At 64.3% G+C, this 21,746-nt stretch carries 23 protein-coding genes; 16 read left to right on the top strand and 7 right to left on the bottom strand.

Going from position 1 to position 21,746, the window contains the following annotated elements:
- Positions 1-27 precede the first annotated feature (27 nt).
- Both XI05_RS06070 and XI05_RS06065 read left to right on the top strand, forming a co-directional pair.
- A complete protein-coding gene (locus XI05_RS06070; RefSeq protein ID WP_271499725.1) occupies positions 28-852 on the top strand; it encodes an AraC family transcriptional regulator in 825 nt (274 codons plus the stop codon).
- A gap of 280 nt (positions 853-1,132) precedes the next feature.
- On the top strand, positions 1,133-2,485 hold the full coding sequence (locus XI05_RS06065; RefSeq protein WP_271499723.1) for a malonyl-CoA decarboxylase: 1,353 nt from the start codon (positions 1,133-1,135) through the stop codon (positions 2,483-2,485).
- A 257-nt stretch (positions 2,486-2,742) separates the two neighbouring features.
- Here XI05_RS06065 and tarD read toward each other — a convergent pair whose 3' ends face one another.
- The 5 genes from tarD to XI05_RS06040 all read right to left on the bottom strand — a co-directional run bounded on the left by tarD (position 2,743) and on the right by XI05_RS06040 (position 6,669).
- Positions 2,743-3,912, bottom strand: coding sequence for a D(-)-tartrate dehydratase (gene tarD, locus XI05_RS06060; protein WP_271499720.1), 1,170 nt, complete (start codon positions 3,910-3,912; stop codon positions 2,743-2,745).
- A 167-nt stretch (positions 3,913-4,079) separates the two neighbouring features.
- The gene (locus tag XI05_RS06055) at positions 4,080-4,322 is read right to left on the bottom strand and encodes a DUF3297 family protein (RefSeq protein ID WP_036007363.1); all 243 of its coding nucleotides are present in this window, start codon (positions 4,320-4,322) and stop codon (positions 4,080-4,082) included.
- A gap of 11 nt (positions 4,323-4,333) precedes the next feature.
- Positions 4,334-4,810 (bottom strand): glutathione peroxidase, encoded by a 477-nt coding sequence (locus XI05_RS06050; RefSeq protein ID WP_271499717.1) that lies wholly within the window; start codon positions 4,808-4,810, stop codon positions 4,334-4,336.
- 2 nt (positions 4,811-4,812) lie between these two features.
- Positions 4,813-6,213: an amidase family protein gene (locus tag XI05_RS06045; RefSeq protein ID WP_271499714.1), complete on the bottom strand. Its 1,401-nt coding sequence runs from the start codon at positions 6,211-6,213 to the stop codon at positions 4,813-4,815.
- A gap of 198 nt (positions 6,214-6,411) precedes the next feature.
- Complete coding sequence (locus XI05_RS06040; RefSeq protein ID WP_036007354.1) at positions 6,412-6,669, bottom strand: DUF6894 family protein; 258 nt, start codon at positions 6,667-6,669, stop codon at positions 6,412-6,414.
- A gap of 259 nt (positions 6,670-6,928) precedes the next feature.
- Here XI05_RS06040 and pqqA point away from each other — a divergent pair, with 259 nt between their 5' ends.
- The 10 genes from pqqA to XI05_RS05990 all read left to right on the top strand — a co-directional run bounded on the left by pqqA (position 6,929) and on the right by XI05_RS05990 (position 17,270).
- The gene (gene pqqA / locus XI05_RS06035) at positions 6,929-7,009 is read left to right on the top strand and encodes a pyrroloquinoline quinone precursor peptide PqqA (RefSeq protein ID WP_007595659.1); all 81 of its coding nucleotides are present in this window, start codon (positions 6,929-6,931) and stop codon (positions 7,007-7,009) included.
- Positions 7,010-7,137: 128 nt separating this feature from the next.
- Positions 7,138-8,067 carry a pyrroloquinoline quinone biosynthesis protein PqqB gene (pqqB, locus tag XI05_RS06030; protein WP_271499711.1) on the top strand — a complete coding sequence of 310 codons (930 nt, stop codon included), beginning with the start codon at positions 7,138-7,140 and terminating at the stop codon, positions 8,065-8,067.
- Positions 8,068-8,087: 20 nt separating this feature from the next.
- Positions 8,088-8,843 carry a pyrroloquinoline-quinone synthase PqqC gene (pqqC, locus tag XI05_RS06025; protein WP_442869239.1) on the top strand — a complete coding sequence of 252 codons (756 nt, stop codon included), beginning with the start codon at positions 8,088-8,090 and terminating at the stop codon, positions 8,841-8,843.
- An 11-nt stretch (positions 8,844-8,854) separates the two neighbouring features.
- Complete coding sequence (gene pqqD, locus XI05_RS06020) at positions 8,855-9,166, top strand: pyrroloquinoline quinone biosynthesis peptide chaperone PqqD (RefSeq protein WP_271499705.1); 312 nt, start codon at positions 8,855-8,857, stop codon at positions 9,164-9,166.
- Positions 9,163-10,344 (top strand): pyrroloquinoline quinone biosynthesis protein PqqE, encoded by a 1,182-nt coding sequence (gene pqqE / locus XI05_RS06015; RefSeq protein ID WP_271499702.1) that lies wholly within the window; start codon positions 9,163-9,165, stop codon positions 10,342-10,344. Before pqqD ends, pqqE begins: the two co-directional genes overlap by 4 nt.
- On the top strand, positions 10,334-11,320 hold the full coding sequence (gene pip / locus XI05_RS06010; RefSeq protein WP_271499700.1) for a prolyl aminopeptidase: 987 nt from the start codon (positions 10,334-10,336) through the stop codon (positions 11,318-11,320). Before pqqE ends, pip begins: the two co-directional genes overlap by 11 nt.
- Positions 11,321-11,333: 13 nt before the next feature.
- The gene (locus tag XI05_RS06005; RefSeq protein WP_271499697.1) at positions 11,334-12,011 is read left to right on the top strand and encodes a DUF4286 family protein; all 678 of its coding nucleotides are present in this window, start codon (positions 11,334-11,336) and stop codon (positions 12,009-12,011) included.
- A 378-nt stretch (positions 12,012-12,389) separates the two neighbouring features.
- The gene (locus tag XI05_RS06000; RefSeq protein ID WP_271499696.1) at positions 12,390-14,189 is read left to right on the top strand and encodes an FAD-dependent oxidoreductase; all 1,800 of its coding nucleotides are present in this window, start codon (positions 12,390-12,392) and stop codon (positions 14,187-14,189) included.
- The gene (locus XI05_RS05995) at positions 14,159-16,006 is read left to right on the top strand and encodes a 2-oxoacid:acceptor oxidoreductase subunit alpha (RefSeq protein WP_271499693.1); all 1,848 of its coding nucleotides are present in this window, start codon (positions 14,159-14,161) and stop codon (positions 16,004-16,006) included. Before XI05_RS06000 ends, XI05_RS05995 begins: the two co-directional genes overlap by 31 nt.
- Positions 16,007-16,214: 208 nt before the next feature.
- The gene (locus tag XI05_RS05990; RefSeq protein WP_025034408.1) at positions 16,215-17,270 is read left to right on the top strand and encodes a 2-oxoacid:ferredoxin oxidoreductase subunit beta; all 1,056 of its coding nucleotides are present in this window, start codon (positions 16,215-16,217) and stop codon (positions 17,268-17,270) included.
- Here XI05_RS05990 and XI05_RS05985 read toward each other — a convergent pair whose 3' ends face one another.
- Positions 17,271-17,750: a DUF4399 domain-containing protein gene (locus tag XI05_RS05985; protein WP_271499690.1), complete on the bottom strand. Its 480-nt coding sequence runs from the start codon at positions 17,748-17,750 to the stop codon at positions 17,271-17,273.
- Positions 17,751-17,766: 16 nt separating this feature from the next.
- Entirely contained in the window at positions 17,767-19,332 is a 1,566-nt protein-coding gene (locus XI05_RS05980; protein WP_271499687.1) for an SUMF1/EgtB/PvdO family nonheme iron enzyme, read from the bottom strand.
- A 302-nt stretch (positions 19,333-19,634) separates the two neighbouring features.
- Here XI05_RS05980 and XI05_RS05975 point away from each other — a divergent pair, with 302 nt between their 5' ends.
- From XI05_RS05975 to XI05_RS05960, 4 genes are all read left to right on the top strand, one after another.
- Positions 19,635-20,255, top strand: a complete 621-nt coding sequence (locus XI05_RS05975) for a hypothetical protein (protein ID WP_271499684.1) — start codon at positions 19,635-19,637, stop codon at positions 20,253-20,255.
- A gap of 40 nt (positions 20,256-20,295) precedes the next feature.
- Positions 20,296-20,745: a DsrE family protein gene (locus XI05_RS05970; protein ID WP_271499681.1), complete on the top strand. Its 450-nt coding sequence runs from the start codon at positions 20,296-20,298 to the stop codon at positions 20,743-20,745.
- A gap of 218 nt (positions 20,746-20,963) precedes the next feature.
- Positions 20,964-21,287, top strand: a complete 324-nt coding sequence (locus tag XI05_RS05965) for an ArsR/SmtB family transcription factor (protein ID WP_172786872.1) — start codon at positions 20,964-20,966, stop codon at positions 21,285-21,287.
- The gene (locus XI05_RS05960; protein ID WP_271499678.1) at positions 21,284-21,712 is read left to right on the top strand and encodes an SRPBCC family protein; all 429 of its coding nucleotides are present in this window, start codon (positions 21,284-21,286) and stop codon (positions 21,710-21,712) included. Before XI05_RS05965 ends, XI05_RS05960 begins: the two co-directional genes overlap by 4 nt.
- Positions 21,713-21,746: the final 34 nt, after the last annotated feature.

Raw genomic sequence — 21,746 nt, 5'->3', positions numbered from 1 at the left:
TGAGTTATATGTCCTCGCCATGACGGGATGCTGCCAATGACTGTCTTGCAAACGCCAATCTTGGAAACGCCAATCCTGCGGGAGGTCCGGAGCAACCACCGCTCGCCCGCGGGCGTGCATCTGGTCGCTCGCGATTATCCCAAGGGGATGCGGATCGATCTGCACATGCACCGCGAGGCGCAGCTGATCTATGCGGCGAAGGGCACGATGCAGGTGACGACACCAGGGGGACGCTGGCTGGTGCCGCCGGACCGCGCGGTCTGGGTGCCGGCCGGGCTCCAGCATGCCATCGACCTGCTCGCCGACATCGAAATGCGCACGCTCTATTTCGACCTGCCTTGGCTGGAACGCGAGCAGCGCTATGACGGCCTGTCCCGGGAATTCGTGGTGCGGGTGTCGCCGCTGCTCAATCAGGCGATCCTCGCCCTGTTCGACGGGCGCAGCACCGAGGAGCGCACCGAGCTCCTGGTGCGCCTGGTGATGCTGGAACTGCAGCAGGCCGAGGATTCCGCGACCTTCGTGCCGCTGCCCCGAGAGCCACGCTGCCGCCGCGCCGCGATGATCGTGCTCGACGATCCCACCGGCCTGCACGACATCGACACGCTGGCGCGCGAGGTCGGAACCTCCGGGCGTACGCTGTCGCGGCTGTTTTCGAGCGAGACGCAGCTGAGCTTCAAGAGCTGGTGCCAGCGCGCGAGGATTGCGGCAGCGATCGAGCGGATATCGACGGATGCGAGCGTGTCGATGAAGCAGCTCGCGACCCAGCTCGGCTATGCCAGCGTGCCGGCGTTCTCGGCCGCGTTCCGCCAGGTGACGGGGCGGACGCCGACGGAGTTTGCGGGGAAGGGGTGAGGCAGCCGCCACACCACGACAACTCGTAGGGTGGGCAAAGCGAAAGCGTGCCCACGTCTTTCGCGGTCGTCCACAGATGGTGGGCACGGCGCAAGCGCGCCTTTGCCCACCCTACGGCGGCGATGCCCTCGGTGGCGTTGTCCGCATCCAACGGCATGCCGCCATTCTCCAAACGCACACTCCAACTAAAGATGCCGCATTCGCCTGCTTGATTGTGATCGGCTTGCACCCAAATCCCGTGTAAGCTCCCGCATTGCACCGACCTGATACGAAAGCCCAGATGGCCAACGCCTTCTTCTCCGACCTGCTTGCCACCATCTCCGAGCGCGGCCGCACGTTGCTTCGCCGGGGGGACGCCTCGAATACCAAACGGGATGCCGATGGACTGCTCGAGCTTTGCGGCGCGCTGCTGTCCGGCCGGGGCGAAGCATCCGGCACCGCCATGGCGCGCGAGGTGCTCGATCTCTATCAGGAGCTGGATGCGGAGGGACGCCGCACCTTCTTCGAAGGACTGGTACGTTTTTTCGGACCCGACCGGGAACGATTGTCCAAGGCCATCGAGCAATGGCGCGCCAAGCCGAGCGACGAGGATGCCAGCGCCCTGCACTTCGCCTCCGAGCCGCGCCGGCAGGAGCTGATCCGCCGCCTCAACCGTGCGCCGGGCGGTACCGGCGATCTCGTCAACATGCGCGCCGATCTGCTCGGCATGATGAACGGGCACACCGATCTCGCCGCGCTCGACCGTGACGTCTCGCATCTTCTCTCTTCGTGGTTCAACAGGGGGTTTCTCGTGCTGCGCAGGATCGACTGGTCGACCCCGGCCAACATCCTCGAAAAGATCATCCGCTATGAAGCCGTGCACGAGATCTCGGACTGGGACGACCTGCGCCGCCGCATCGATCCGGTCGACCGGCGCTGCTACGCCTTCTTCCATCCTGCGATGGTGGACGAGCCCTTGATCTTCGTCGAGGTGGCGCTGACCGAGACCATCCCCGGCGCGATCCAGCCCCTGCTCGCGGTCGACCGCCAGCATCTGCCGATCGAGCGCGCGCGCACCGCCGTGTTCTATTCGATCTCCAACACCCAGCGCGGCCTGGGCGGCATCTCCTTCGGCAGCTTCCTGATCAAGCAGGTGGTGGAAGAGCTGCGCCGCGAGCTGCCGAAGCTCGACACCTTCGTCACGCTGTCGCCGGTGCCCGGCTTCATGGCCTGGGTGAAGCAGGACAGGGATCTGCCGCTGTCGGACGAGGATCGCGAGGTGCTCAAGCGCCTCGACGATCCCAAATGGTTCGAAAGCCCGGAGACGGCGGCGCTGCTCCGCGCCGTGCTGGAGCCGCTCGCGGCGCACTATTTCCTCAAGGCGCGCACGCCGAAGGGCAAGCTGATCGATTCCGTCGCCCGCTTCCATCTCGGCAACGGCGCGCGGCTGGAGCGCATCAACTGGCTGGGCGACCTCTCGCCCAAGGGCCTGCGCGAGTCCGCGGGCGTCATGGTCAACTACCTCTACCGCCTCGACGACATCGAGAAGAACCACGAGGCCTATGCCAATGACGGCGAGGTCGTGGCGTCCAGTGCGGTGAAGAAGCTGCTGAAGGGTGAAGGGCGAAGGCTGCTGGATATGCGGTTGTCGTAGGCCACAGGCTCGGCCGCTTGCGTTGGTTCGCAGCTACAATCTCGGTGTCATCGCCCGGCGTTGACCGGGCGATCCAGTATTCCAGAGGCCGGCGTTGAAGCGCTCGCTCTTGCTATATTCGCCGCGGCGTACTGGATGCCCCGGTCAAGCCGGGGCATGACAGCGGAGGAATTGGCGAGGTCGTGGCTGCAAACTCAATCGTCGTCCCGGCGAAGGCCGGGATGACAGTAGACGGCGCCGCCATCGCGCCCCCAGCTCTACTCCGCCAGCGCCTTCATTTCCTTGTAGAGATCCGACTTGCCTTCGAAGCCGATGCCTGCAAGCTCGGGCATGGTGATGTGGCCGTTCTCGACGCGGACGCCGTCGGGGAAGCCGCCATAGGGCTGGAACAGGTCGGGGTAGCTCTCGTTGCCGCCGAGACCTAAACCCGCGGCGATGTTGAGCGACATCTGGTGGCCGCCATGCGGGATGCAGCGGCTGGGGGACCAGCCGTGGGTCTTCAGCACTTCGAGCGTGCGCTGGTATTCGCACAGGCCATAGGACAGCGCGCAGTCGAATTGCAGCCAGTCGCGGTCGGAGCGCATGCCGCCGTAGCGGATCAGGTTGCGGGCGTCCTGGTGGCTGAACAGATTCTCGCCGGTTGCCATCGGGCCCGGATAGAACTCGGCGAGCGCGGCCTGCAGCGCGTAGTCGAGGGGATCGCCGGCCTCCTCGTACCAGAACAAGGGATAGTCGCGGAGCATCCTGGCGTAGGCGATGGCGGTCTCCAGGTTGAAGCGGCCGTTGGCATCGACGGCGAGCTGCGCGTCCTTGCCGATCTCCTTCAACACCGCCTCGATGCGGGTGCGGTCCTCCTCGATGGATGCGCCGCCGATCTTCATCTTCACGACGTTGTAGCCGCGGTCGAGATAGCCCCGCATTTCCCCGCGCAGCATCGAGAGATCTTTGCCGGGATAGTAATAGCCACCGGCTGCGTAGACAAAGACGCGCGGATTTGCTTTGACGCCGTGGCGTTCGGCGAGCAGACGAAACAGCGGCTTGCCCGCGATCTTCGCCACCGCGTCCCACACCGCCATGTCGATGGTGCCGACCGCGACCGAGCGCTCGCCGTGGCCGCCCGGCTTCTCGTTGGTCATCATCGCACCCCAGACCTTGTCGGGGTCGAGATTGTCGCCGGCCGCATTCAGCAGCGACTTCGGATCGGCCTCCGTGATGCGCGCGGCAAAGCGCTCGCGGATCAAGCCGCCCTGCCCGTAGCGGCCGTTGGAATTGAAGCCGTAGCCGACGACGCGCTTGCCGTCGCGGACGACGTCGGTGACGACGGCAACGAGGCTGGTCGTCATCTTGGTGAAGTCGATAAAGGCGTTGCGGATCGGCGATGAGATCGGCTTGGTGATCTCGCGGACGTCGACGATGCGGACGGACATGGGTGGCCTCGGTGGTTGTCGTCGTCATTGCGAGCGAAGCGAAGCAATCCAGAAATGCATCTGCGAAGGCAGTCTGGATTGCTTCGTCGCAAGGGCTCCTCGCAATGACGAGGAGAGAGTGTGCGCTTCTCGCAATGACGAGGAGAGCGGCGCGCGCTCAGTTCAAACTATTTCTTGTCCCTGAAATACGGCTCCACCGGACCGTGCACCTTGATGGTCAGCGGGTTGCCATGGCGGTCCTTGGCGTTGCCTGCGGTGACGCGGACCCAGCCTTCGCTGATGCAGTACTCCTCGACATTGGTCTTCTCGATGCCCTTGAAGCGGATGCCGACGTCGCGCGACAGGATCTCCGCGTTGTAATACGGGCTGTTCGGGTCGACCGACAGGCGGTCCGGAAATTCGTCGCTCATGATTGTCTCGCTCACAACAGTGTTTCGATTTGGTTGCGCAAACCTTCGGGCCGGGCGGTCGGCGCGTAGCGCGCGACCACGCGCCCCTCACGGTTCACCAGGAATTTGGTGAAATTCCATTTGATGGCGGCGCCGAGAAGCCCGGATTGCTGGCGTTTCAAGTACTCGTACAAGGGATGCGCCTTCGGCCCGTTGACGTCGATCTTCTCAAACAGCGGGAAGGTGACGTCGTAATGGGTCGAGCAGAATTCCTGGATCTCGCTCGCCTGCCCCGGCTCCTGCGCGCCGAACTGGTTGCAGGGAAAGCCGAGCACCGAGAAGCCGCGCGGCGAGAGGTCACGATGGAGATCCTCGAGGCCGCGATATTGCGGCGTGAAGCCGCATTTGCTCGCGGTGTTGACGATCAGCAGCACCTGCCCCTCGAAACGTCGCAGGGGGACCTCCTCGCCGGCCAGCGAGTTGGCCTTGAAGTCGTAGATGGCGGTCATCGCTAGCCCACAGGATCGATCGGCGACGGCGGCACGCCGCCGGCCTCGATCGCTTCGCCTGCCAGCAGGCACAGATCCTCGCGATAGCGCCCCGACACGACGTGCGCGCCGACCGGCGCCTTGCCGACGAGACCTGTGGAGACCACGAGGCCCGGCAGTCCCATGAAGGGGATCGCGATCTGCGGCAGCTGCGCTTCCCAGACGCGCTTGAAGGAGTCCACGTCCTTGCGGTCGAGATGATCCGGGAACGGCAATTCGCCGGAGACCGGCGTCAGCAGCACGGCGTATTTTTCGAAGAACAGCATCCACTCGCGGGTCAGCGTGGCGCGCCGGGTCAGCGCCTTGGCGTAATTGGCCTGGTCCATCGGCGTGACCCTGGCGCGGTTGCCGCGTAGGCAGGCCAGCGCGCCGGGATCGCCCTCGCGCTCGGCCATCTCCAGCTGCGACTCGTAGCCGTCGCCGAGCCACAGCTTGATCTGCCAGTCGACAGCCTCGCGCATCGGCGGGGTGTCCTCGATCACATCGACGGTCCAGCCGGCGCGCTCCAGCCGCTTGCCGGCATCGCTCACCGCGGCCTTCACCTCCGGCGCGGTGGCAAGGCCGCCCGGATTGAGGCAGAGCGCGGCGCGCTTGTCCCGGGTCGGGCCTTGCAGCGGCACCGGCACGAACCAGGGATCGCGGATGTCGCGGGCCGACATGGCTTCGAGCGAAATCCTGAGATCATTGACCGTGCGCGCCAGCGGGCCCGACACAGCCGTGATCTGCGGCCCGATCGGTCGCTCCGGCAGCGCCGGGTTGAAGGCGGGAATGCGGCCGAGCGTCGGGCGCAATCCGTGCACGCCGCAGGCATAGGCGGGATAGCGGATCGAGCCGGCGATGTCGGTGCCGTGGGCGATATGGCCGATGCCGGCCGCGACCGCCGAGCCGGCGCCGCCGGACGAGCCGCCCGGGGTCAGCGAGGGGTCGCGGGGGTTCTTGGTGTCGCCATGGACCAGATTGGTGGTGAACCAGCGGTAGGAGAAGGCCGGGCAATTGGTGCGGCCGAGCAGGATGGCGCCCGATTTCCGGAAATTGGCGACGACCGGATTGTCCTCGCGCGCGATCAGGTCGCGCTGCAGCTTCAGGCCGTTGGTGGTGGCAAAGCCCTCCTGGTCGACATTGGCCTTGATGGTGACGGGCACGCCGGCGAGAACGCCGGGGTCCTCGCCCCTGGCAATCGCGGCATCGACGGCATCGGCCTGCTTGAGCACGTCCTCCGGCCGGTGGTCGATCACCGCGTTGAGCTGGGGATTGACGGCATCGAGCCGCGCGAGACCGGCCTTGGCGGCCTCCCTGGCGGAGACTTTCCGGGATTTGACGAGGGTGGCGAGGTCGGCGGCCGACAGGCGCCAGAGATCTTGCATGGCTTGCTCCGTATGACCGGCGTCTTTTAGCGCCGGGAACGGGGCAAAGCCATGCGGATTTCGCGGGGGTACCTCCGTCATTGCGAGCGCAAGCGAAGCAATCCAGACTGCCTCCGCGGAGGCAGTCTGGATTGCTTCGTCGCTTCGCTCCTCGCAATGACGTGGAGGGAGTTGCGCCCCCTCACCCGTCGTCAGCTTCTAATGCCGTGTCGCGGACTGGTCCGGCATGTCGAGCAGCGCCTCGGTGAATGGAAACTCCAGCACGATCTCGCCGTCGGCGTCGGTGACCTCGATGACCGCCTCCAGCAGCGCCGGCTGGGTTCCTTCCGACTTCACGACCTCGAGGATCATCTGGCGCGCGACCTCCCAGGCGCGGTCGGGGTTGCGCAGGTCCTCGCCGTCAGGATCCACGATCAGTTCGTCGCCGATGCGGGTGTTGAAGAAATATCTGGGCATGCCTGATCCAATGGGGTCGTCTGTCGCCGATGAGAAGCCGGTCCATACTCACAACTGCTTTATCCCGACAGGGATCACGACCTATCGGCAATTTTGCGTATCTGATCCGCTCATCTTTGCGGCCGCAATACGCCATCTTTGCAGTGCAACATTCCTCAGCCTACTACCTAGGTCGGGAAAATTTCACTGGCGAAGTTCTCCGCCCGCATTAATTTATCTGCGGGCGGATGCGTCCGAATTTGCGAAAATGGAGAGCCAAATGGCCTGGAAAGCCCCGAAGATCGTCGAAGTGCCCTGCGGCATGGAAATCAACATGTATGTGAGCGCCACCCGCAAGTAAGCGGCTGGCGAGATCGCGTTCTGCGCAGGTGGTTCTTGGTCACGATACGTTTCCGGCAGACAGAAACCTTGTCCGAAACTGTCTCGGCCTGAGATCCACCTCGCGAATTCGCCTCCAGGAGACGGATCATGCTTCGCGTCGTCGTCCTGGGCGCCGGGGCCGGCGGCGGAGTTCCGCAGTGGAATTGCGGTTGCGAAGGCTGCCGCGCGGCTCGTGCGAATGGACATGAGCTCTTTCGAACCCAGGCCTCGGTCGCCTTCAGCGGCGACGGCGAGCACTGGTTCCTGATCAATGCCTCGCCCGATCTTCGCCAGCAATTGAATGCCACGCCGCAGCTGCATCCCAAGGCGGGCGCGCTGCGCCACACGCCGATTGCGGGCGTGATTTTGACCAACAGCGAAGTGGATGCCTTGGCAGGCCTGCTGTCGATGCGCGAAGGCTCGCCGTTTACGGTGTATGCGCACGAGAAGGTGCTGGCGATCCTTGCCAGCAACAGCATCTTCAACGTGCTGAACGAAAAGAACGTGCGGCGCCAGCCGATCGCGATCCGCGAGCCGTTCGAGCCGCGGCTGCCGGGCGGCACGCGCTCAGGGCTCGAGGTGCTGCCCTTTGCCGTGCCGGGCAAGTCGGCCTGGTATCTCGAAGGCAAGGTGCATCCGGGCGGGGTGAGCGGCGACGGCGACACGCTGGGCCTGAAGATCACCGACAAGGCCACCGGCAAGTTCTTCTACTTCATCGCCGCCTGCGCCGAGGTGACCGACGCGCTCAAGGCCGAGATCGACGGCGCTTCACTGGTGTTCTTCGACGGCACGGTCTGGCGCGACGACGAGATGATCAAGGCAGGGCTTGGCCACAAGACCGGCAAGAGCATGGGCCATGTCGCGATGTCCGGCGAGGACGGCGTCATCGCACGGCTGGCCGACCTCAATATCGACAGGAAGCTGTTTCTGCATATCAACAACTCGAACCCGGCGCTGCTGCCTGCCTCCCCGGAGCGGAAAATGGTAGAACAGGCGGGCTGGCAGATACCTGGGGATGGAATGGAGATCGTGCTGTGAATGCCGCGTCCATGACTGGAATGACCGCGCTCTCGATCGGCAAGGACATCAGGCTCACGAGCGCCGAGGAGCTCGAGGCGACGCTGCGCCATATCGGGGCGACGCGCTATCACAGCCTGCATCCGTTCCATAAGCTGCTGCATGGCGGCAAGCTGAACAAGGGCCAGGTGCAGGCCTGGGCGCTCAACCGCTACTATTACCAGAGCACCATCCCGATCAAGGACGCGGTGGTGATCTCGCGGTTCCGCGACCGCGCCACGCGCGTGGAATGGCGCCACCGCATCGAGGACCATGACGGCGATATCGACAGCGAAGGCGGCATCGAGCGCTGGATCAAGCTGACCGAAGGGCTCGGGCTCGACACCGCATACGTGGAATCCACCGAAGGCATCTTGCCGGCGACGCGCTTCGCGGTGGAAGCCTATGTGCACTATTGCCGTGAGAAGAGCCCGCTGGAGGCGATCGCCTCTTCGTTGACCGAGCTGTTCGCGCCGAACCTGCATGAAGAGCGCATCGCCGGCATGCTGGAGCACTGCGACTTCGTCAACCCCGACATCATGAGCTACTTCAAGCGCCGCCTGACCCAGGCGCCGCGTGACGCCAATTTCGCGCTGGACTATGTCAAGAAGCACGCAACGACGCCGGAGCAGCGCGCGCAGGTCTGCAACGCGCTGATCTTCAAGACCAACGTGCTATGGGTGCAGCTGGATGCGTTGCAGCACGCCTATGTCGAGGGCCACATTCCGCCGGGCGCGTTCGTGCCGAAAGCGAGTTAAGAGGAACAGCGATGGCCGGGCCGCGTCATATCAGCGTCAGCGAGGCAAGCCGCCCCGTGCTGCCGCGGCATGCCAAGCTCAGATATGACGAGACGCGGAAGGTCTGGGTGATCCTGGCGCCGGAGCGGGTGCTGGCGCCGGACGAGATCGCGGTCGAGGTCTTGCAGCTCTGCAACGGCGAGCGCAATGTCGGTGAGGTCGCCAATCAGCTCGCCGCGAAATACGCCGCGCCGCGCGAGGCGATCCTGGCCGACATCATCGTCATGTTGCAGGATCTCGCCGACAAGGGCTTTCTCACCGAGATCAGGGAGAAGACGTCATGAGCGACGTGACCATCCCGCCCAGCGACAGCCTCGCGGTGCTGGAGAAGCAGCGCTCGACGGCGGAGACGTTCGGCATTCCGCTTGCGGTGCTGCTCGAGATCACCCATCGCTGCCCGCTGCAATGCCCCTATTGCTCCAATCCGGTCGAGCTCGACCGCTCGGGCAAGGAGCTGACGACAGACGAGTGGAAGAAGGTGCTGAGCGAGCTCGCCGAGATCGGCGTGCTCCAGGTGCATTTCTCCGGCGGCGAGCCGACGGCACGGAAGGATCTCGTCGAGCTGGTCAAGCATGCCAGCGACGCCGGGCTCTATACCAACCTGATCACATCGGCCGTGCTGCTGACGCGCGAGAAGGTCAGCGATCTCGCGGAGGCCGGCCTCTGCCATGTGCAGATCTCTTTCCAGGGCATCGAGGACGGCCTCGCCGATCGCGTCGCCGGCTACAAGGGCGGCCACCGCAAGAAGCTCGAGGTCGCGAAATGGACGCGCGAGCTCGACCTGCCGCTCACCGTGAACGCGGTGATGCACCGGCAGAACCTGCACCAGCTGCCCGATATCATCCAGATGGCGCTCGATCTCGATGCCGACCGGCTCGAGGTCGCCAATGTGCAATATTACGGCTGGGCCCTGAAGAACCGCGCAGCGCTGATGCCGACCGTGGTGCAGTTAGAGGAATGCACCCGGCTCGTCGAGGAGGCGCGCGAGCGGCTGAAGGGCCGGCTGACGATCGACTATGTCGTGCCGGATTATTACGCGCTGCGGCCGAAGAAATGCATGGGCGGCTGGGGCCGGCAGTTCTTCAACATCTCGCCCGCCGGCAAGGTGCTGCCCTGCCATGCCGCCGAGAGCATCACGGGGCTCGATTTCGAATCGGTGCGCTCCAACCATTCGATCGCCTGGATCTGGCAGAACTCGGAGGCCTTCAACCGCTATCGCGGCACCGGCTGGATGAAGGAGCCGTGCAAGTCTTGCGAATTCCGCGAGATCGACTTCGGCGGCTGCCGCTGCCAGGCCTTTGCGCTGACCGGGGACGCCGCCAACACCGACCCGGCCTGCGCGCTGTCGCCGCTGCACGAGACCATCTTCAAGCAGGCGGAAGCCGAAGCCGAGGGCGCGACCAGCCGCTTCCTCTATCGCAACTTCGCCGGCGGCACCCTGGAACCCGAGAATGACGCCTGACGCGGACGCAGGCACAGCGGCCAAACGCACCGATCCCTTTGCGCCGCTGACCTCCGACATGCTCGATGTCGGCGACGGCCATGAGCTCTATGTCGAGAGCGTCGGCCGCAGCGAGGGGGTCCCTGCAGTCTACCTGCATGGCGGGCCCGGCAGCGGCTGCCAACCCGACCATCGCCGGCTGTTCGATCCCGACCGTTTCTGCGCCGTGCTGTTCGACCAACGCGGCTGCGGCCGCAGCCGTCCCAAGGGCTCGCGCGAGCACAACACCATTGCGCATCTAATCGCGGACATGGAGACGATCCGCGAAAAATTCGGCTTCGAACGCTGGATGGTGGTCGGCGGCTCCTGGGGCGCGACGCTGGCGTTGGCTTATGCAGAGGCCTATCCCGAGCGCGTCTCGGGCATTGCGCTGCGCGCGACGTTTCTCGGCACGCGGACCGAGGTCGAGACCGCCTTCACTTCGCGCCTGTCGCAATTCCATCCGGCGCTGTACGAGGATTTCCTCAGCGTGCTGCCGCCCGAGGAGCGCGAGCGGCCGGTGGATGCCTATTGGCGCCGCATGCTCGATGCCGACCCTGCCGTGCATGGCCCGGCGGCGAAGGCTTGGCACGACACCGAGCGCACGTTGTCCGAGCACAAGCCCGCACGGACACGGCTCGACCTCGCCGCGCTCAACGTCTGGCGCACATTGCCGGCGACGCCGTTCATGGAAGCGCATTATTTCGTCAACGACAGCTTCATGACAGAGAACCAGCTGCTGCAGAACGCGGGCCGGCTCGAAGGCATTCCCGGCATCATCGTGCAGGGGCGTTATGACCTGCTGTGTCCTCCCGCGACCTCCCAGGCCCTTGCGAAAGTCTGGCCCGGTTCCGAGCTTCGCATCGTGGAAGAAGCCGGCCATTCGCTCTATGATGGCGGCGTGAGGGACGCGGTCATGAAGTCGATCGCGAACCTTGCGTCGAAGATCGGGCGATGAGAGGACAAGAAGAATGCCGCTCGCCGGAAAGGGCATGCTGCTGACGTCGATGAACATCGACGCTTCGGATGAAGCCGATTTCAATCGCTGGTACGATCGCGAGCATCTGGAAGAGCGTGTCGCGATCGACGGATTTCTCGAAGCGCGGCGCTATGTCGCGCACGCCGCCAATCCCAAATATCTGTCCCTGTACTCGACCGCGACGTTGGAGGTGCTCGACAGTCCTGCCTACAAGGCGCGGCTCGCGAACCCGACCGACTGGTCGCAACAGACCATGGCGCGCTTCCAGGACATGCTGCGCGTGGTCGCGCGCATCACCATCAGCAAGGGCACCGGGCGCGGCACCGCGCTCGGCGTGGTGCGGCTGCGGCCGACGCGGGATAATGCCGCGCCCTGGCGTGATGCACTGCAAGAGAAGCTCGTGCCGGACAAATGCGACCGCATCATCTCGATGCATCTGCTGGAAACCGAGCCGGAATTGTCGGGCGCAACGGCGGGAATTCCGGCGGCGCGCAACGAGGGCGCGCGCGACTGGTTCGTCCTGATCGACGGCACGCATGTCAATGCCGTCTCCGCCGTCATCGCCGAGCGCTTCACCGGCCCGGCTGCGGCGCCCTTCCCGCTCCCCGTCTCCGTCGGCACCTACTGCCTGATGTGGGACCTCGCGAAGAGCGACATCGCACGCGGCTGAACCAGGAGATTGCTGCGCTGCCGCCAACGCCGTCATTGCGAGCGCAGCGACTTGTCCGCCGAAGCCTTGGCGAAGGCGGAAGCAATCCAGACTGCCTCCACGGAAAGACACTGGATTGCTTCGTCGCAAGAGCTCCTCGCAATGACGAGGTGAGAGCACATGTTGCGCCGCACGCGGATCGCGCACGGCATTAATGCCGTGCACGCGCAGCTCCCATGAAAGCGGGGAAGCGCGCAAATTTGCCGTTGTACTTCGGAACGGTTCTAATAAGCTAACCCAATGACGTCATTCAGAAACCAGATCGAAGCGCGTTAAGCGCTCGCCAAAGCTCAACAAAAAAGGCCGCGGGGTCTTTGAGCCTGCGCGGACAGGGTAGGAATGAAACCGACCGATATCGCGGCCCCCGACTACTTTCACAAAGTGGTCGATTGCCAATGGGCCTGTCCTGCGCACACCCCGGTTCCCGAATACATCCGACTGATCGCCCAAGGCCGCTACAGCGACGCCTACATGATCAATTGGAAATCGAACGTGTTTCCCGGAATCCTGGGACGCACCTGCGACCGTCCATGCGAGCCGGCGTGCCGGCGCGGACGCGTCGAGGAAACCCCCGTCGCGATCTGCCGCCTCAAGCGCGTTGCAGCGGATTTCAAGGACGACATCAAGCAGCGACTGCCGAAGCCCGGCCCGAACAACGGCAAGCGCGTTGCGCTGGTCGGCGGCGGTCCTGCTTCGCTGACGGTGGCGCGCGATCTCGCGCCGCTCGGCTATCACTGCACCGTGTTCGATGCCGACCCGGAAGCCGGCGGCATGATGCGCACGCAGATTCCGAAATTCCGCCTGCCCAATTCCGTGATCGACGAGGAGACCGGCTACATCCTGAACCTCGGCGTCGAGTTCAGGGGCGGTCACCGCATCGACAGCATGAAGGCGCTGCTTGCGGAGAAATACGACGCGATCTTCGTCGGCTCCGGCGCGCCGCGCGGCCGCGAGCTCGACATTCCCGGCCGGAAGGAAGCAGCTGGCAACATCCATATCGGCATCGAATGGCTGGCCAACGTGTCGTTCGGCCATGTCGACAAGATCGGCAAGCGCGTCATCGTGCTCGGCGGCGGCAACACCGCGATGGACTGCTGCCGCACCGCACGCCGGCTCGGCGGCGAGAAAGTCACGGTGGTCGTGCGTTCCGGCTTCGAGGAGATGAAGGCCTCGCCCTGGGAGAAGGAAGACGCGCTCCACGAGGACATCCCGATCCTCAACTACATGGTCCCGGTGGCTTTCAAGCACGTCGCCGGCAAGCTGATCGGCGTCACCTTCCAGCACGTCAAAGCCGAATACGACGCCAAAGGCCGCCGTAACCTCGTGCCTTCGGGCGATCCCGATCAGACCATTCCCTGCGATGACGTGCTGGTCGCGGTCGGACAGGAGAACGCCTTCCCCTGGATCGAGCAGGATTGCGGCATCGAGTTCGACAAATGGCACATGCCCAAGGTCGATCCCAAGACCTTCGCCTCGACCAACCCGAAAGTGTTCTTCGGCGGCGACGCCGCGTTCGGCCCCAAGAACATCATCTGGGCGGTCGCGCACGGCCATGACGCCGCGCTGTCGATTCACAAGATGCTCTCGGGCGAGGACATCACCGAACGTCCGCTGCCGGAGGTGCAAATCTCCTCGCAGAAGATGGGCATCCACGAATGGAGCTATGACAACGACATCTCCAACGACAAGCGCTTCAAGGTGCCGCATCGCGACAAGGTGATCGCGCTGAAGGACATCCGCGCCGAGGTCGAGCTCGGCTACGACGTCAAGCTCGCGCTTGGCGAAGCCGAACGCTGCCTGAACTGCGACGTCCAGACCGTGTTCTCGACCTCGCTCTGCATCGAGTGCGATGCCTGTGCCGATATCTGCCCGATGGACTGCATCACCTTCACTGACAATGGCGAAGAGAGCGACCTGCGCCAGCGCCTGAAGGCGCCCTCGCCGCGCCCGGACCAGGACCTCTATGTGTCCAGCGATCTCAAGACCGGGCGCGTGATGGTGAAGGACGAGGATGTCTGCCTGCATTGCGGGCTGTGCGCCGAGCGTTGTCCCACCGGAGCTTGGGACATGCAGAAATATTTCATCGATATGACCCACGCAGGTTCGACATGTCCGACAAAAAGCCGCTCAGCAGCGTAAACGACTTCGTCGTCCGCTTCGCCAACGTCAACGGCTCGGGCTCGGCCAGCGCCAACGAGATGTTCGCGCGTGCGATCCTGCGTCATGGCGTGCCGGTGTCCCCGCGCAACATCTTCCCCTCCAACATCCAGGGCCTGCCGACCTGGTACGAGGTGCGCGTGACGGAAGAAGGCCATCTCGGCGCCCGCGGCGGCGTCGACCTGATGGTGGCGATGAACCCGCAGACCTGGGACAAGGACGTCGCCGGTATCGAGCCCGGCGGCTATTTATTCTACGATTCCACCAAGCCGATGCCGTCGAGCAAATTCCGCGACGACATCACCGTGATCGGCGTGCCGCTGACCGCGATCACCAACTCGACCTATACCGATCCGCGCCAGCGCCAGCTGTTCAAGAACATCATCTATTTGGGCGCGCTCAGTGCACTGCTCGACATGGACCCCAAGCTGATCGAGCAGCTGATCGGCGAGCAGTACAAGGGCAAGGAGAAGCTCTTGTCCTCCAACGTCCACGCGCTGCATCTCGGCCGCGACTGGGCGCTGCAGAATCTGAAATGCCCGATCGGGCTCAGGGTAAAGAAATCAGACAAGGTCGGCGACCGCATCTTCATCGAAGGCAACAGCGCCGCCGCGCTCGGCGCGGTCTATGGCGGCGCCACCGTGTGTGCGTGGTATCCGATCACGCCGTCATCCTCGGTGGCGGAGGCCTTCACCGCCCATTGCAAGAAGTACCGGCACGATCCTGAAACCGGCAAGGCGAAATACGCGATCGTGCAGGGCGAGGACGAGCTGGCCTCGATCGGCATCGTCATCGGCGCCTCCTGGAACGGCGCCCGCGCCTTCACCGCGACATCAGGCCCCGGTATCTCGCTGATGACGGAGTTCATCGGCCTCTCGTACTTTGCCGAGATTCCGGCCGTGATCATGAACATCCAGCGCGCCGGCCCCTCCACGGGCATGCCGACCCGCACCCAGCAATGCGACATCATCGCCTGCGCCTATGCCTCGCATGGCGACACCAAGCATGTGCTGCTGTTCCCCGAGGACCCTGCCGAAGCTTTCGAGTTCGCGGCTGCCGCCTTCGATCTCGCCGAACGGCTGCAGACCACGATCTTCCTGATGCTCGACCTCGACATCGGCATGAACCACCGGCTCTGCCGCCCGCTGAAGTGGGACGACGCCAGGCAATATGACCGCGGCAAGGTGATGACGGCGGAGATGCTGGAGGAGGGCCGCGACTTCGGCCGCTATCTCGACGTCGACGGCGACGGCATTCCCTACCGCACCTATCCCGGCACGCATCCGACCAAGGGCTCCTACTTCACCCGCGGCACGTCGCGCGACCGCTATGCGCGCTATTCCGAGGAAGGCACGGTCTACGCCGACAACATGCAGCGCCTGGTGCGCAAGTTCGAAACGGCGCAGGACCTCGTCCCGCGGCCACTGCAGGCCAATGCGGAACGGCCGACCAAATATGGCGTGATCTATTTCGGCTCGACCTCGCCGGCTATGGACGAGGCGATCGGTCTTTTAGAGGCGCGCGGGCATCAGCTCGACCGGATGCGCATCCGCGCCTTCCCATTCCATTCGAGTGTGGCCAGCTTCCTCGCCGAGCACGACTTCGTCTATGTCGTCGAGCAGAACCGCGACAGCCAGCTCCGACAGCTCATCGTCAACGAGAACGGCATCGATCCCGTCCGTCTGGTGCCGATCGTGCATTATGACGGCACGCCGATCACCGCCCGTTTCATCGCCAAAGCCATTGGCGACCACCAGGACCACCTCAAGGTGACCCCGCTCCGCAAGGCCGTGTCATGATGGCAGACTGCATCCACATCGTCATTGCGAGCGCAGCGAAGCAATCCAGACTGCCTCCGTGGAAAGACTCTGGATTGCTTCGCGGAGCCTGTCATCGGGCCGCGCTCCGCGCGGACCCGTTGGCTCGCAATGACGGAGTGCGGTTGCGACAGCCCGGCCGCGTCCAAGGAGACGTCGGATTGCGGCAAGGGAGCAGAGAGAAACGGTCATGACCTACATCGCAAAACCGAAATTCCACCATCCCGGCCTGAAGAAGAACGCGCTCGGCTACACGCATCGCGATTACGAGGGCAAGATCTCGACCCTGTGCGCCGGCTGCGGTCACGATTCGATCACGGCTTCGATCATCGAAGCGTGCTACGAGCTGTCGATCGAGCCGCATCGGGTGGCAAAGATCTCCGGCATCGGCTGCTCGTCGAAGACGCCGGACTATTTCCTCGGCAATTCGCACGGCTTCAACTCCGTGCACGGCCGCATGCCATCCGTGCTCACCGGCGCCAACCTCGCCAACCGCGATCTGATCTATCTCGGCGTCTCCGGCGACGGCGATTCCGCCTCGATCGGCTTCGGCCAGTTCGCGCATTCGATCCGGCGCGGCGTCAACATGACCTACATCGTCGAGAACAACGGCGTTTACGGCCTGACCAAGGGCCAGTTCTCGGCGACCGCCGACCGCGGCTCGAAGAGCAAGAAGGGCGTCACCAACACCGACAACGCCATCGACCTCGTCGCGATCGCGCTGCAGTTAGGGGCCACCTTCGTGGCGCGCTCGTTCTCGGGCGACAAGAGCCAGCTGGTGCCGCTGATCGCCGCTGCGATCGGCCACAAGGGCGCGTCCTTCATCGACGTCATCAGCCCCTGCATCGCCTTCAACAACCATGCCGGCTCGACCAAGAGCTTCGATTATGTCCGCGAGCACAACGACGCCGTGAACCGGCTCGACGTGCTGGTCGGCCGCGACCCGATCGCGGTGGACTACGCGCCTGGCACCGTGCAGGTGGTCGAGCAGCACGACGGCAGCAAGATCGCGCTGCGCAAGATCGACGCCGACTACGATCCGCATGACCGTCTCGGCGCCCAGACCTTCCTCGCGCGGCACGCCGCCAAGGGTCAGATCGTCACCGGCCTTCTGTACGTCGACCCCGATGCCGACGACCTGCACGAGCATCTCAACACGGTCGAGACCCCGCTCAACGCGCTGGAGGCGGACACGCTCTGCCCGGGCTCGGCGGTGCTGGACAAGATCAACGCCAGCCTGCGGTGATCAACGGCGCCGGACCGGAACGGGCTGCCTGACTCGGACGGTGATCTTGTCAGACACGACGGGCGGATCGAACGGGTAGTGCTTCGCATCGCCCAGCACCAGTTGCAGCGTGTGCGTGCCGGGCGGAAGCTCGAGAAACGTTTCGGTTTGCCCTGCCCCGAAATGCAGATGGGACTTGTCCTGCGGGATCGGTTCCTTGATATCGATGGGCTCGTTGACGTCGACCAGCAGATGATGATGACCGGCGTTCTGGTAGTCATCGCCGGCATGCGTCACGCCCATGTTGCGCAGGCCGAACCGGACCCAGAACCCACCTCGGATCTTCTGCCCGTCCTGCGGGGTGATGAAATAGAGCTTTGCGTCTTTGGGAGCGGTTTTGCCCTGGGAGTAAGCACGGCTTGGCAGCAAAACGACTGACAGCAAAACGACTGGAAGCAATGCAAGTGCCGCCGCCAGCGCGGCGCAGCGAATGATTTTCATCAAACCTCCTCCAGCCTCAAGGAGTGAGCGCGACACGGAATCCATGCGTGGGGTAACGGACGTTGGTATCATAGCCATCGCGGTTGGACGGCCGCACGTATCTCGAATCGTTCTTCCAGGAGCCCGAGCGCAGGACGTGCGATGAGCAGTCGCCGCCGGTCCATGCCGAACCGTCGGCCGGTGCACCCTGATAATTCTTGTGCCAGCAATCCTCGACCCACTGGTCGACGCCGCCGCCCATGTCGTGGAGCCCGAAGGGATTGGGCTTGAAGCTGCCAACCTTCGCCGGCTGCTCGGCCGCGAGGTCGCCGCAATCCTTGCATCCGGCCATGCCAGGCTGGAGCTTGTCGCCCCACCAATACTTTGTCTGCGTACCGCCGCGCGCCGCGTATTCCCATTCGGCCTCGCTCGGAAGCCGGTACGGCTTCTTCGTCGCCTTGGAGAGATACGCCACATATTGCTGCGCGTCAGTCCAGCTCACATTGCTGACCGGCGCGTCGTCCTTGCCGGTGGCCGTGAAGGAGCACGCCTTCGCGGCCGCGCATTCGTTCCACTCCCGCACCGTGACCGGATATTTTCCGATCGAGAACGGCTTGATCGTGACCTGGTGGACGGGACGCTCGGTCGGATCGTCGTTGCTTCCCATGGCGAAGCTGCCGCCGCGAATGGCGATCATCTCGGGTTCCCGGACCGGCGTCACCGACGGACTGGATGCCGGAGACGGTGAAGGCGATGCTGCGGGCGATGGCACCGTTGTGGGCACCGGAGAACCCGCGGGTGCGGCTTGTGGCGCCGGTGCTGCCGGGCTCGGTAACGACGGAACGGATTGCGGCGTCGGCGAAGCCAACGGCGCCGCGATCGGGGGAGCGGCAGCCTGTTGCCCCACCTGGTTGCGGTGCTGCACCAGCACGTACCAAAGCACGTAGCCGGCAATCACCAGCAATGCCGTGATCAGAAGAGAGAGCAGGACGTTTTCGCGCCGGCTTCGCGTCTTGCCGACGGCATCTGCATCCGGCAGCACGCGATAGACGCGCACGGGATCTGTGATGTTCTTGACCTTGCGGTCGCCGAGCGACTCATAACCGCACACGATCTTGTGCTTGATCTGCTCGTAGATCGCGCCGGATATGTAGACCTGCCCCGGCTCTGCGATGCCCTCGATACGCGTAGCGATGTTGACGCCGTCACCATAGATGTCGTCCGGCTCCACGATGACGTCACCGAGATTGACGCCAATCCGATATTCGAGCCGGGAATGCTTGGGAATCGAGGCGTTGCGACCGACGAGATTCTGCTGGATGACGATGCTGCATCGAACGGCCTCGACGGGACTGTCGAAAATGGCGATGAAGCCGTCGCCGGTCGTCTTCACCAGACTTCCATGGTGCTCGATAATGCTGGGCTGGATGATGTCGCGCTCGATCCGCTTGACGCGGGCATGCGTGCCTTCCTCGTCGGCCTGCATCAACCGGCTGTAGGAGGCGATGTCACCGACGATGATCGCGGCGAGACGACGAGGCAGTCCGCTGTGCGGCGGCAGCTCATCGGGATTTCCGGGTCTGAAGTTGCGAATTTCACCCATGCGGGGACTCCACAAACTTACAAGGCAGCCCCAGCCTACGACTGCCAAAGGCGGTCGTCTGTGAAGGCTACCACATTGACGAACCGAGACAATGTCGCAGCAAGCACCGGCGTCGGGTTCCGAAGAATCAAGTCGTCGCACCCGTTGAACCTTCTCGATTGGAGTGGTGACTAAGGCGCGCCGTTGCCGCTGCCCGACATCGACCGACGTGCGGCGGTTGAACGCGCTCCACCGCGCCTGCGACCAATGACAGACCGGCCCGCCGATGGCGGGCCAATGCCCATCACGCGCTCGGTGCGATCATGAAGCTTGCCCTTGTCCTTCCGCTCGCCCTGGCTGCATTCATCGGCACTGCCCGGGCCGAGGACGGCGACGATATTCGCGAGGCCAGCAAGGCCGAGGCAGAGACGTTCAATACGCGCGTGTATGCGGGCGCCCCCGGCAACAAGGCCTATGCCTGCTTCGTCCGCCGCTACGATGCCGACCATCTGGCGCGGCACCCGAAGCAGAAGGTCGCTTCGATGAAGCTGCTGATGTCGGCGGAACTCGACAAGGAGGACAAGGAGCTCCACCACTCCTTCCGCCTCGGCTTCAGGTACCGTCATCGCAGCGGCGATTTCGACTCCAGCGGCTCGTGCAACCACGCCGTGTTCACCAAGGCCGGCAACGAGGTGCGGCTCGGCTGCGGCGTCGACTGCGAGGGCGGCGGCATCGGCGTTGCGCTCTCCAAGGACGACAAGTCGGCGATCGTCCGGCTCGAACGGGTGCGCGTCTGGCAGAACAACAAGCCGGACGACGATGCCGAGCATTCGCTGACGGCCGGCGCCGACGACAAGATCTTCCGCCTCGACCGCACCGACAACAGCGAATGCGCTTCGCTTGTGACCGACCGCAAGGAACTCGCGGCGCTACGCCACAAGTGATATGCCTTCGGCAAATTTGGTCTCGTCGAAGGAAATCGCCATGAACCGCCGGAACATCTTGTGGAGCGCCATCTCGGCACTGGGTGCAGCGCTCGGCGCCTCCAGCGCGAAAGCCGCAACGGACGCGGGCACCGGCGCCAAGCTGAAGGTGGTCTACCACCTCAGCGATGCCGAGAAGGTCAATTTCGTGCTCGGCAACATCCAGAACCACATCGACGGCGTCGGCGGCCCCGAGCATGTGACGATCGCGCTGGTGATCCACGGCCCGGCGCTGAAGGCGTTTCACTCGGCGCAGGCCAATCCCGATGTCAGCAAGCGCGTCGGCGACTTCTCCAAGGGCGGCGTCGAGCTCGCCGCCTGCGGCAACACGATGAAAGCGCAGAACGTGACGCTCAACGAGCTGCTGCCGGGTTTCGTCAACGCCGAGAAGGGCGGCGTGGTCCGGTTGGCCGAGCTGCAATCGCAGGGGTATTTGTATTTGCGGCCGTAGGCGGGGCACGGCGCCGCCACATTCGCCGTCATTGCGAGCGCAGCGAAGCAATCCAGAATCCTTCCGCGGAGGGACTCTGGATTGCTTCGTCGCAAGGGCTCCTCGCAATGACGGGGAGAGGGCTGCGCCGGCCGTCGCTGTATCCTCCCGTCGCACTTGACTCACCTATAACTCCACAGTTATGAATTAAACCATAACTTTCCAGTTATGGATCCCGCATGCCCTCCACCCCCGACCTCCTGTTCAGGACGCTCGCCGACCCGACCCGGCGGGCGATCTTCGAACGGCTGTGCCGGGAGGGGGAGCAGACGGTCGGGGCGCTGACGGCGCGATCCGGCGTGTCGCAGCCGGCGGTGTCGAAACATCTCGGCGCGTTGAAGCAGGCGGGCCTGGTGCGCGACCGCCATGAAGGAAGGCAGACCCATTACAGCGCGCAGCCCGGTGCGCTCAATCCGCTGATCGACTGGACCGGCCAGATGGCCGGGTTCTGGCAGAAAAGGCTCGACGCTCTCGACGATCTCCTGAAGAGGATGGACCAATGAACGAACCCGCCGAGACGCGCTCCGTCGTGATCGAGCGCGAATTTGCTTATCCGGCCGAGCGGCTCTGGCGCGCGCTGACGCAGCCGCATCTGATCGAGGAATGGCTGATGAAGAACGACTTCAAGCCGGTCGTCGGCCATCGCTTCAATCTGCGCGGCGAATGGGGCGGCGTGCTGGATTGCGAGGTGCTCACCATCGAGCCGCAGAAGTCGCTGGCCTACACCTGGAATTTCTCGCATGAGGACGCCGCCTTCGATCTGAAAAGCATCGTCACCTTCACGCTGACGCCGACCGGCGCGGGCACGCATCTGCGCGTCGAGCAGGCGGGCTTCCGCCCGACGCAGAAGCAGGCGTTCGGCGGCGCGCATGCCGGCTGGAAGCAGTTCCTGGCCAAGCTGGACGATTTGCTGGCGCGGGCGAGCTAGCTCCGCCGGCGTCCATTTCGATCAATTCAACAGG

The sequence above is a fragment of the Bradyrhizobium sp. CCBAU 11357 genome (genome assembly GCF_028128865.1).
Classification (GTDB): Bacteria; Pseudomonadota; Alphaproteobacteria; order Rhizobiales; family Xanthobacteraceae; genus Bradyrhizobium.
This window is presented reverse-complemented; position numbering and strand designations above follow the sequence as displayed.

Excerpts from the sequence above, each read along its gene's own strand:
- XI05_RS06055 (WP_036007363.1), bottom strand. The coding sequence starts at position 4,322 with ATGAGCGACGAATTTCCGGACCGCCTGTCGGTCGACCCGAACAGCCCG.
- XI05_RS05970 (WP_271499681.1), top strand. The coding sequence starts at position 20,296 with ATGAACCGCCGGAACATCTTGTGGAGCGCCATCTCGGCACTGGGTGCA.
- pqqB (WP_271499711.1), top strand. The coding sequence starts at position 7,138 with ATGCTTCGCGTCGTCGTCCTGGGCGCCGGGGCCGGCGGCGGAGTTCCG.
- pqqA (WP_007595659.1), top strand. The coding sequence starts at position 6,929 with ATGGCCTGGAAAGCCCCGAAGATCGTCGAAGTGCCCTGCGGCATGGAA.
- XI05_RS06065 (WP_271499723.1), top strand. The coding sequence starts at position 1,133 with ATGGCCAACGCCTTCTTCTCCGACCTGCTTGCCACCATCTCCGAGCGC.
- XI05_RS06005 (WP_271499697.1), top strand. The coding sequence starts at position 11,334 with ATGCCGCTCGCCGGAAAGGGCATGCTGCTGACGTCGATGAACATCGAC.
- pqqE (WP_271499702.1), top strand. The coding sequence starts at position 9,163 with ATGAGCGACGTGACCATCCCGCCCAGCGACAGCCTCGCGGTGCTGGAG.
- XI05_RS06050 (WP_271499717.1), bottom strand. The coding sequence starts at position 4,810 with ATGACCGCCATCTACGACTTCAAGGCCAACTCGCTGGCCGGCGAGGAG.
- pqqC (WP_442869239.1), top strand. The coding sequence starts at position 8,088 with ATGACCGCGCTCTCGATCGGCAAGGACATCAGGCTCACGAGCGCCGAG.
- XI05_RS06070 (WP_271499725.1), top strand. The coding sequence starts at position 28 with ATGCTGCCAATGACTGTCTTGCAAACGCCAATCTTGGAAACGCCAATC.
- XI05_RS05985 (WP_271499690.1), bottom strand. The coding sequence starts at position 17,750 with ATGAAAATCATTCGCTGCGCCGCGCTGGCGGCGGCACTTGCATTGCTT.
- XI05_RS05965 (WP_172786872.1), top strand. The coding sequence starts at position 20,964 with ATGCCCTCCACCCCCGACCTCCTGTTCAGGACGCTCGCCGACCCGACC.
- XI05_RS06045 (WP_271499714.1), bottom strand. The coding sequence starts at position 6,213 with ATGCAAGATCTCTGGCGCCTGTCGGCCGCCGACCTCGCCACCCTCGTC.
- XI05_RS06040 (WP_036007354.1), bottom strand. The coding sequence starts at position 6,669 with ATGCCCAGATATTTCTTCAACACCCGCATCGGCGACGAACTGATCGTG.
- pip (WP_271499700.1), top strand. The coding sequence starts at position 10,334 with ATGACGCCTGACGCGGACGCAGGCACAGCGGCCAAACGCACCGATCCC.
- XI05_RS05990 (WP_025034408.1), top strand. The coding sequence starts at position 16,215 with ATGACCTACATCGCAAAACCGAAATTCCACCATCCCGGCCTGAAGAAG.
- tarD (WP_271499720.1), bottom strand. The coding sequence starts at position 3,912 with ATGTCCGTCCGCATCGTCGACGTCCGCGAGATCACCAAGCCGATCTCA.
- XI05_RS05980 (WP_271499687.1), bottom strand. The coding sequence starts at position 19,332 with ATGGGTGAAATTCGCAACTTCAGACCCGGAAATCCCGATGAGCTGCCG.
- XI05_RS05960 (WP_271499678.1), top strand. The coding sequence starts at position 21,284 with ATGAACGAACCCGCCGAGACGCGCTCCGTCGTGATCGAGCGCGAATTT.
- pqqD (WP_271499705.1), top strand. The coding sequence starts at position 8,855 with ATGGCCGGGCCGCGTCATATCAGCGTCAGCGAGGCAAGCCGCCCCGTG.
- XI05_RS05975 (WP_271499684.1), top strand. The coding sequence starts at position 19,635 with ATGAAGCTTGCCCTTGTCCTTCCGCTCGCCCTGGCTGCATTCATCGGC.
- XI05_RS06000 (WP_271499696.1), top strand. The coding sequence starts at position 12,390 with ATGAAACCGACCGATATCGCGGCCCCCGACTACTTTCACAAAGTGGTC.
- XI05_RS05995 (WP_271499693.1), top strand. The coding sequence starts at position 14,159 with ATGTCCGACAAAAAGCCGCTCAGCAGCGTAAACGACTTCGTCGTCCGC.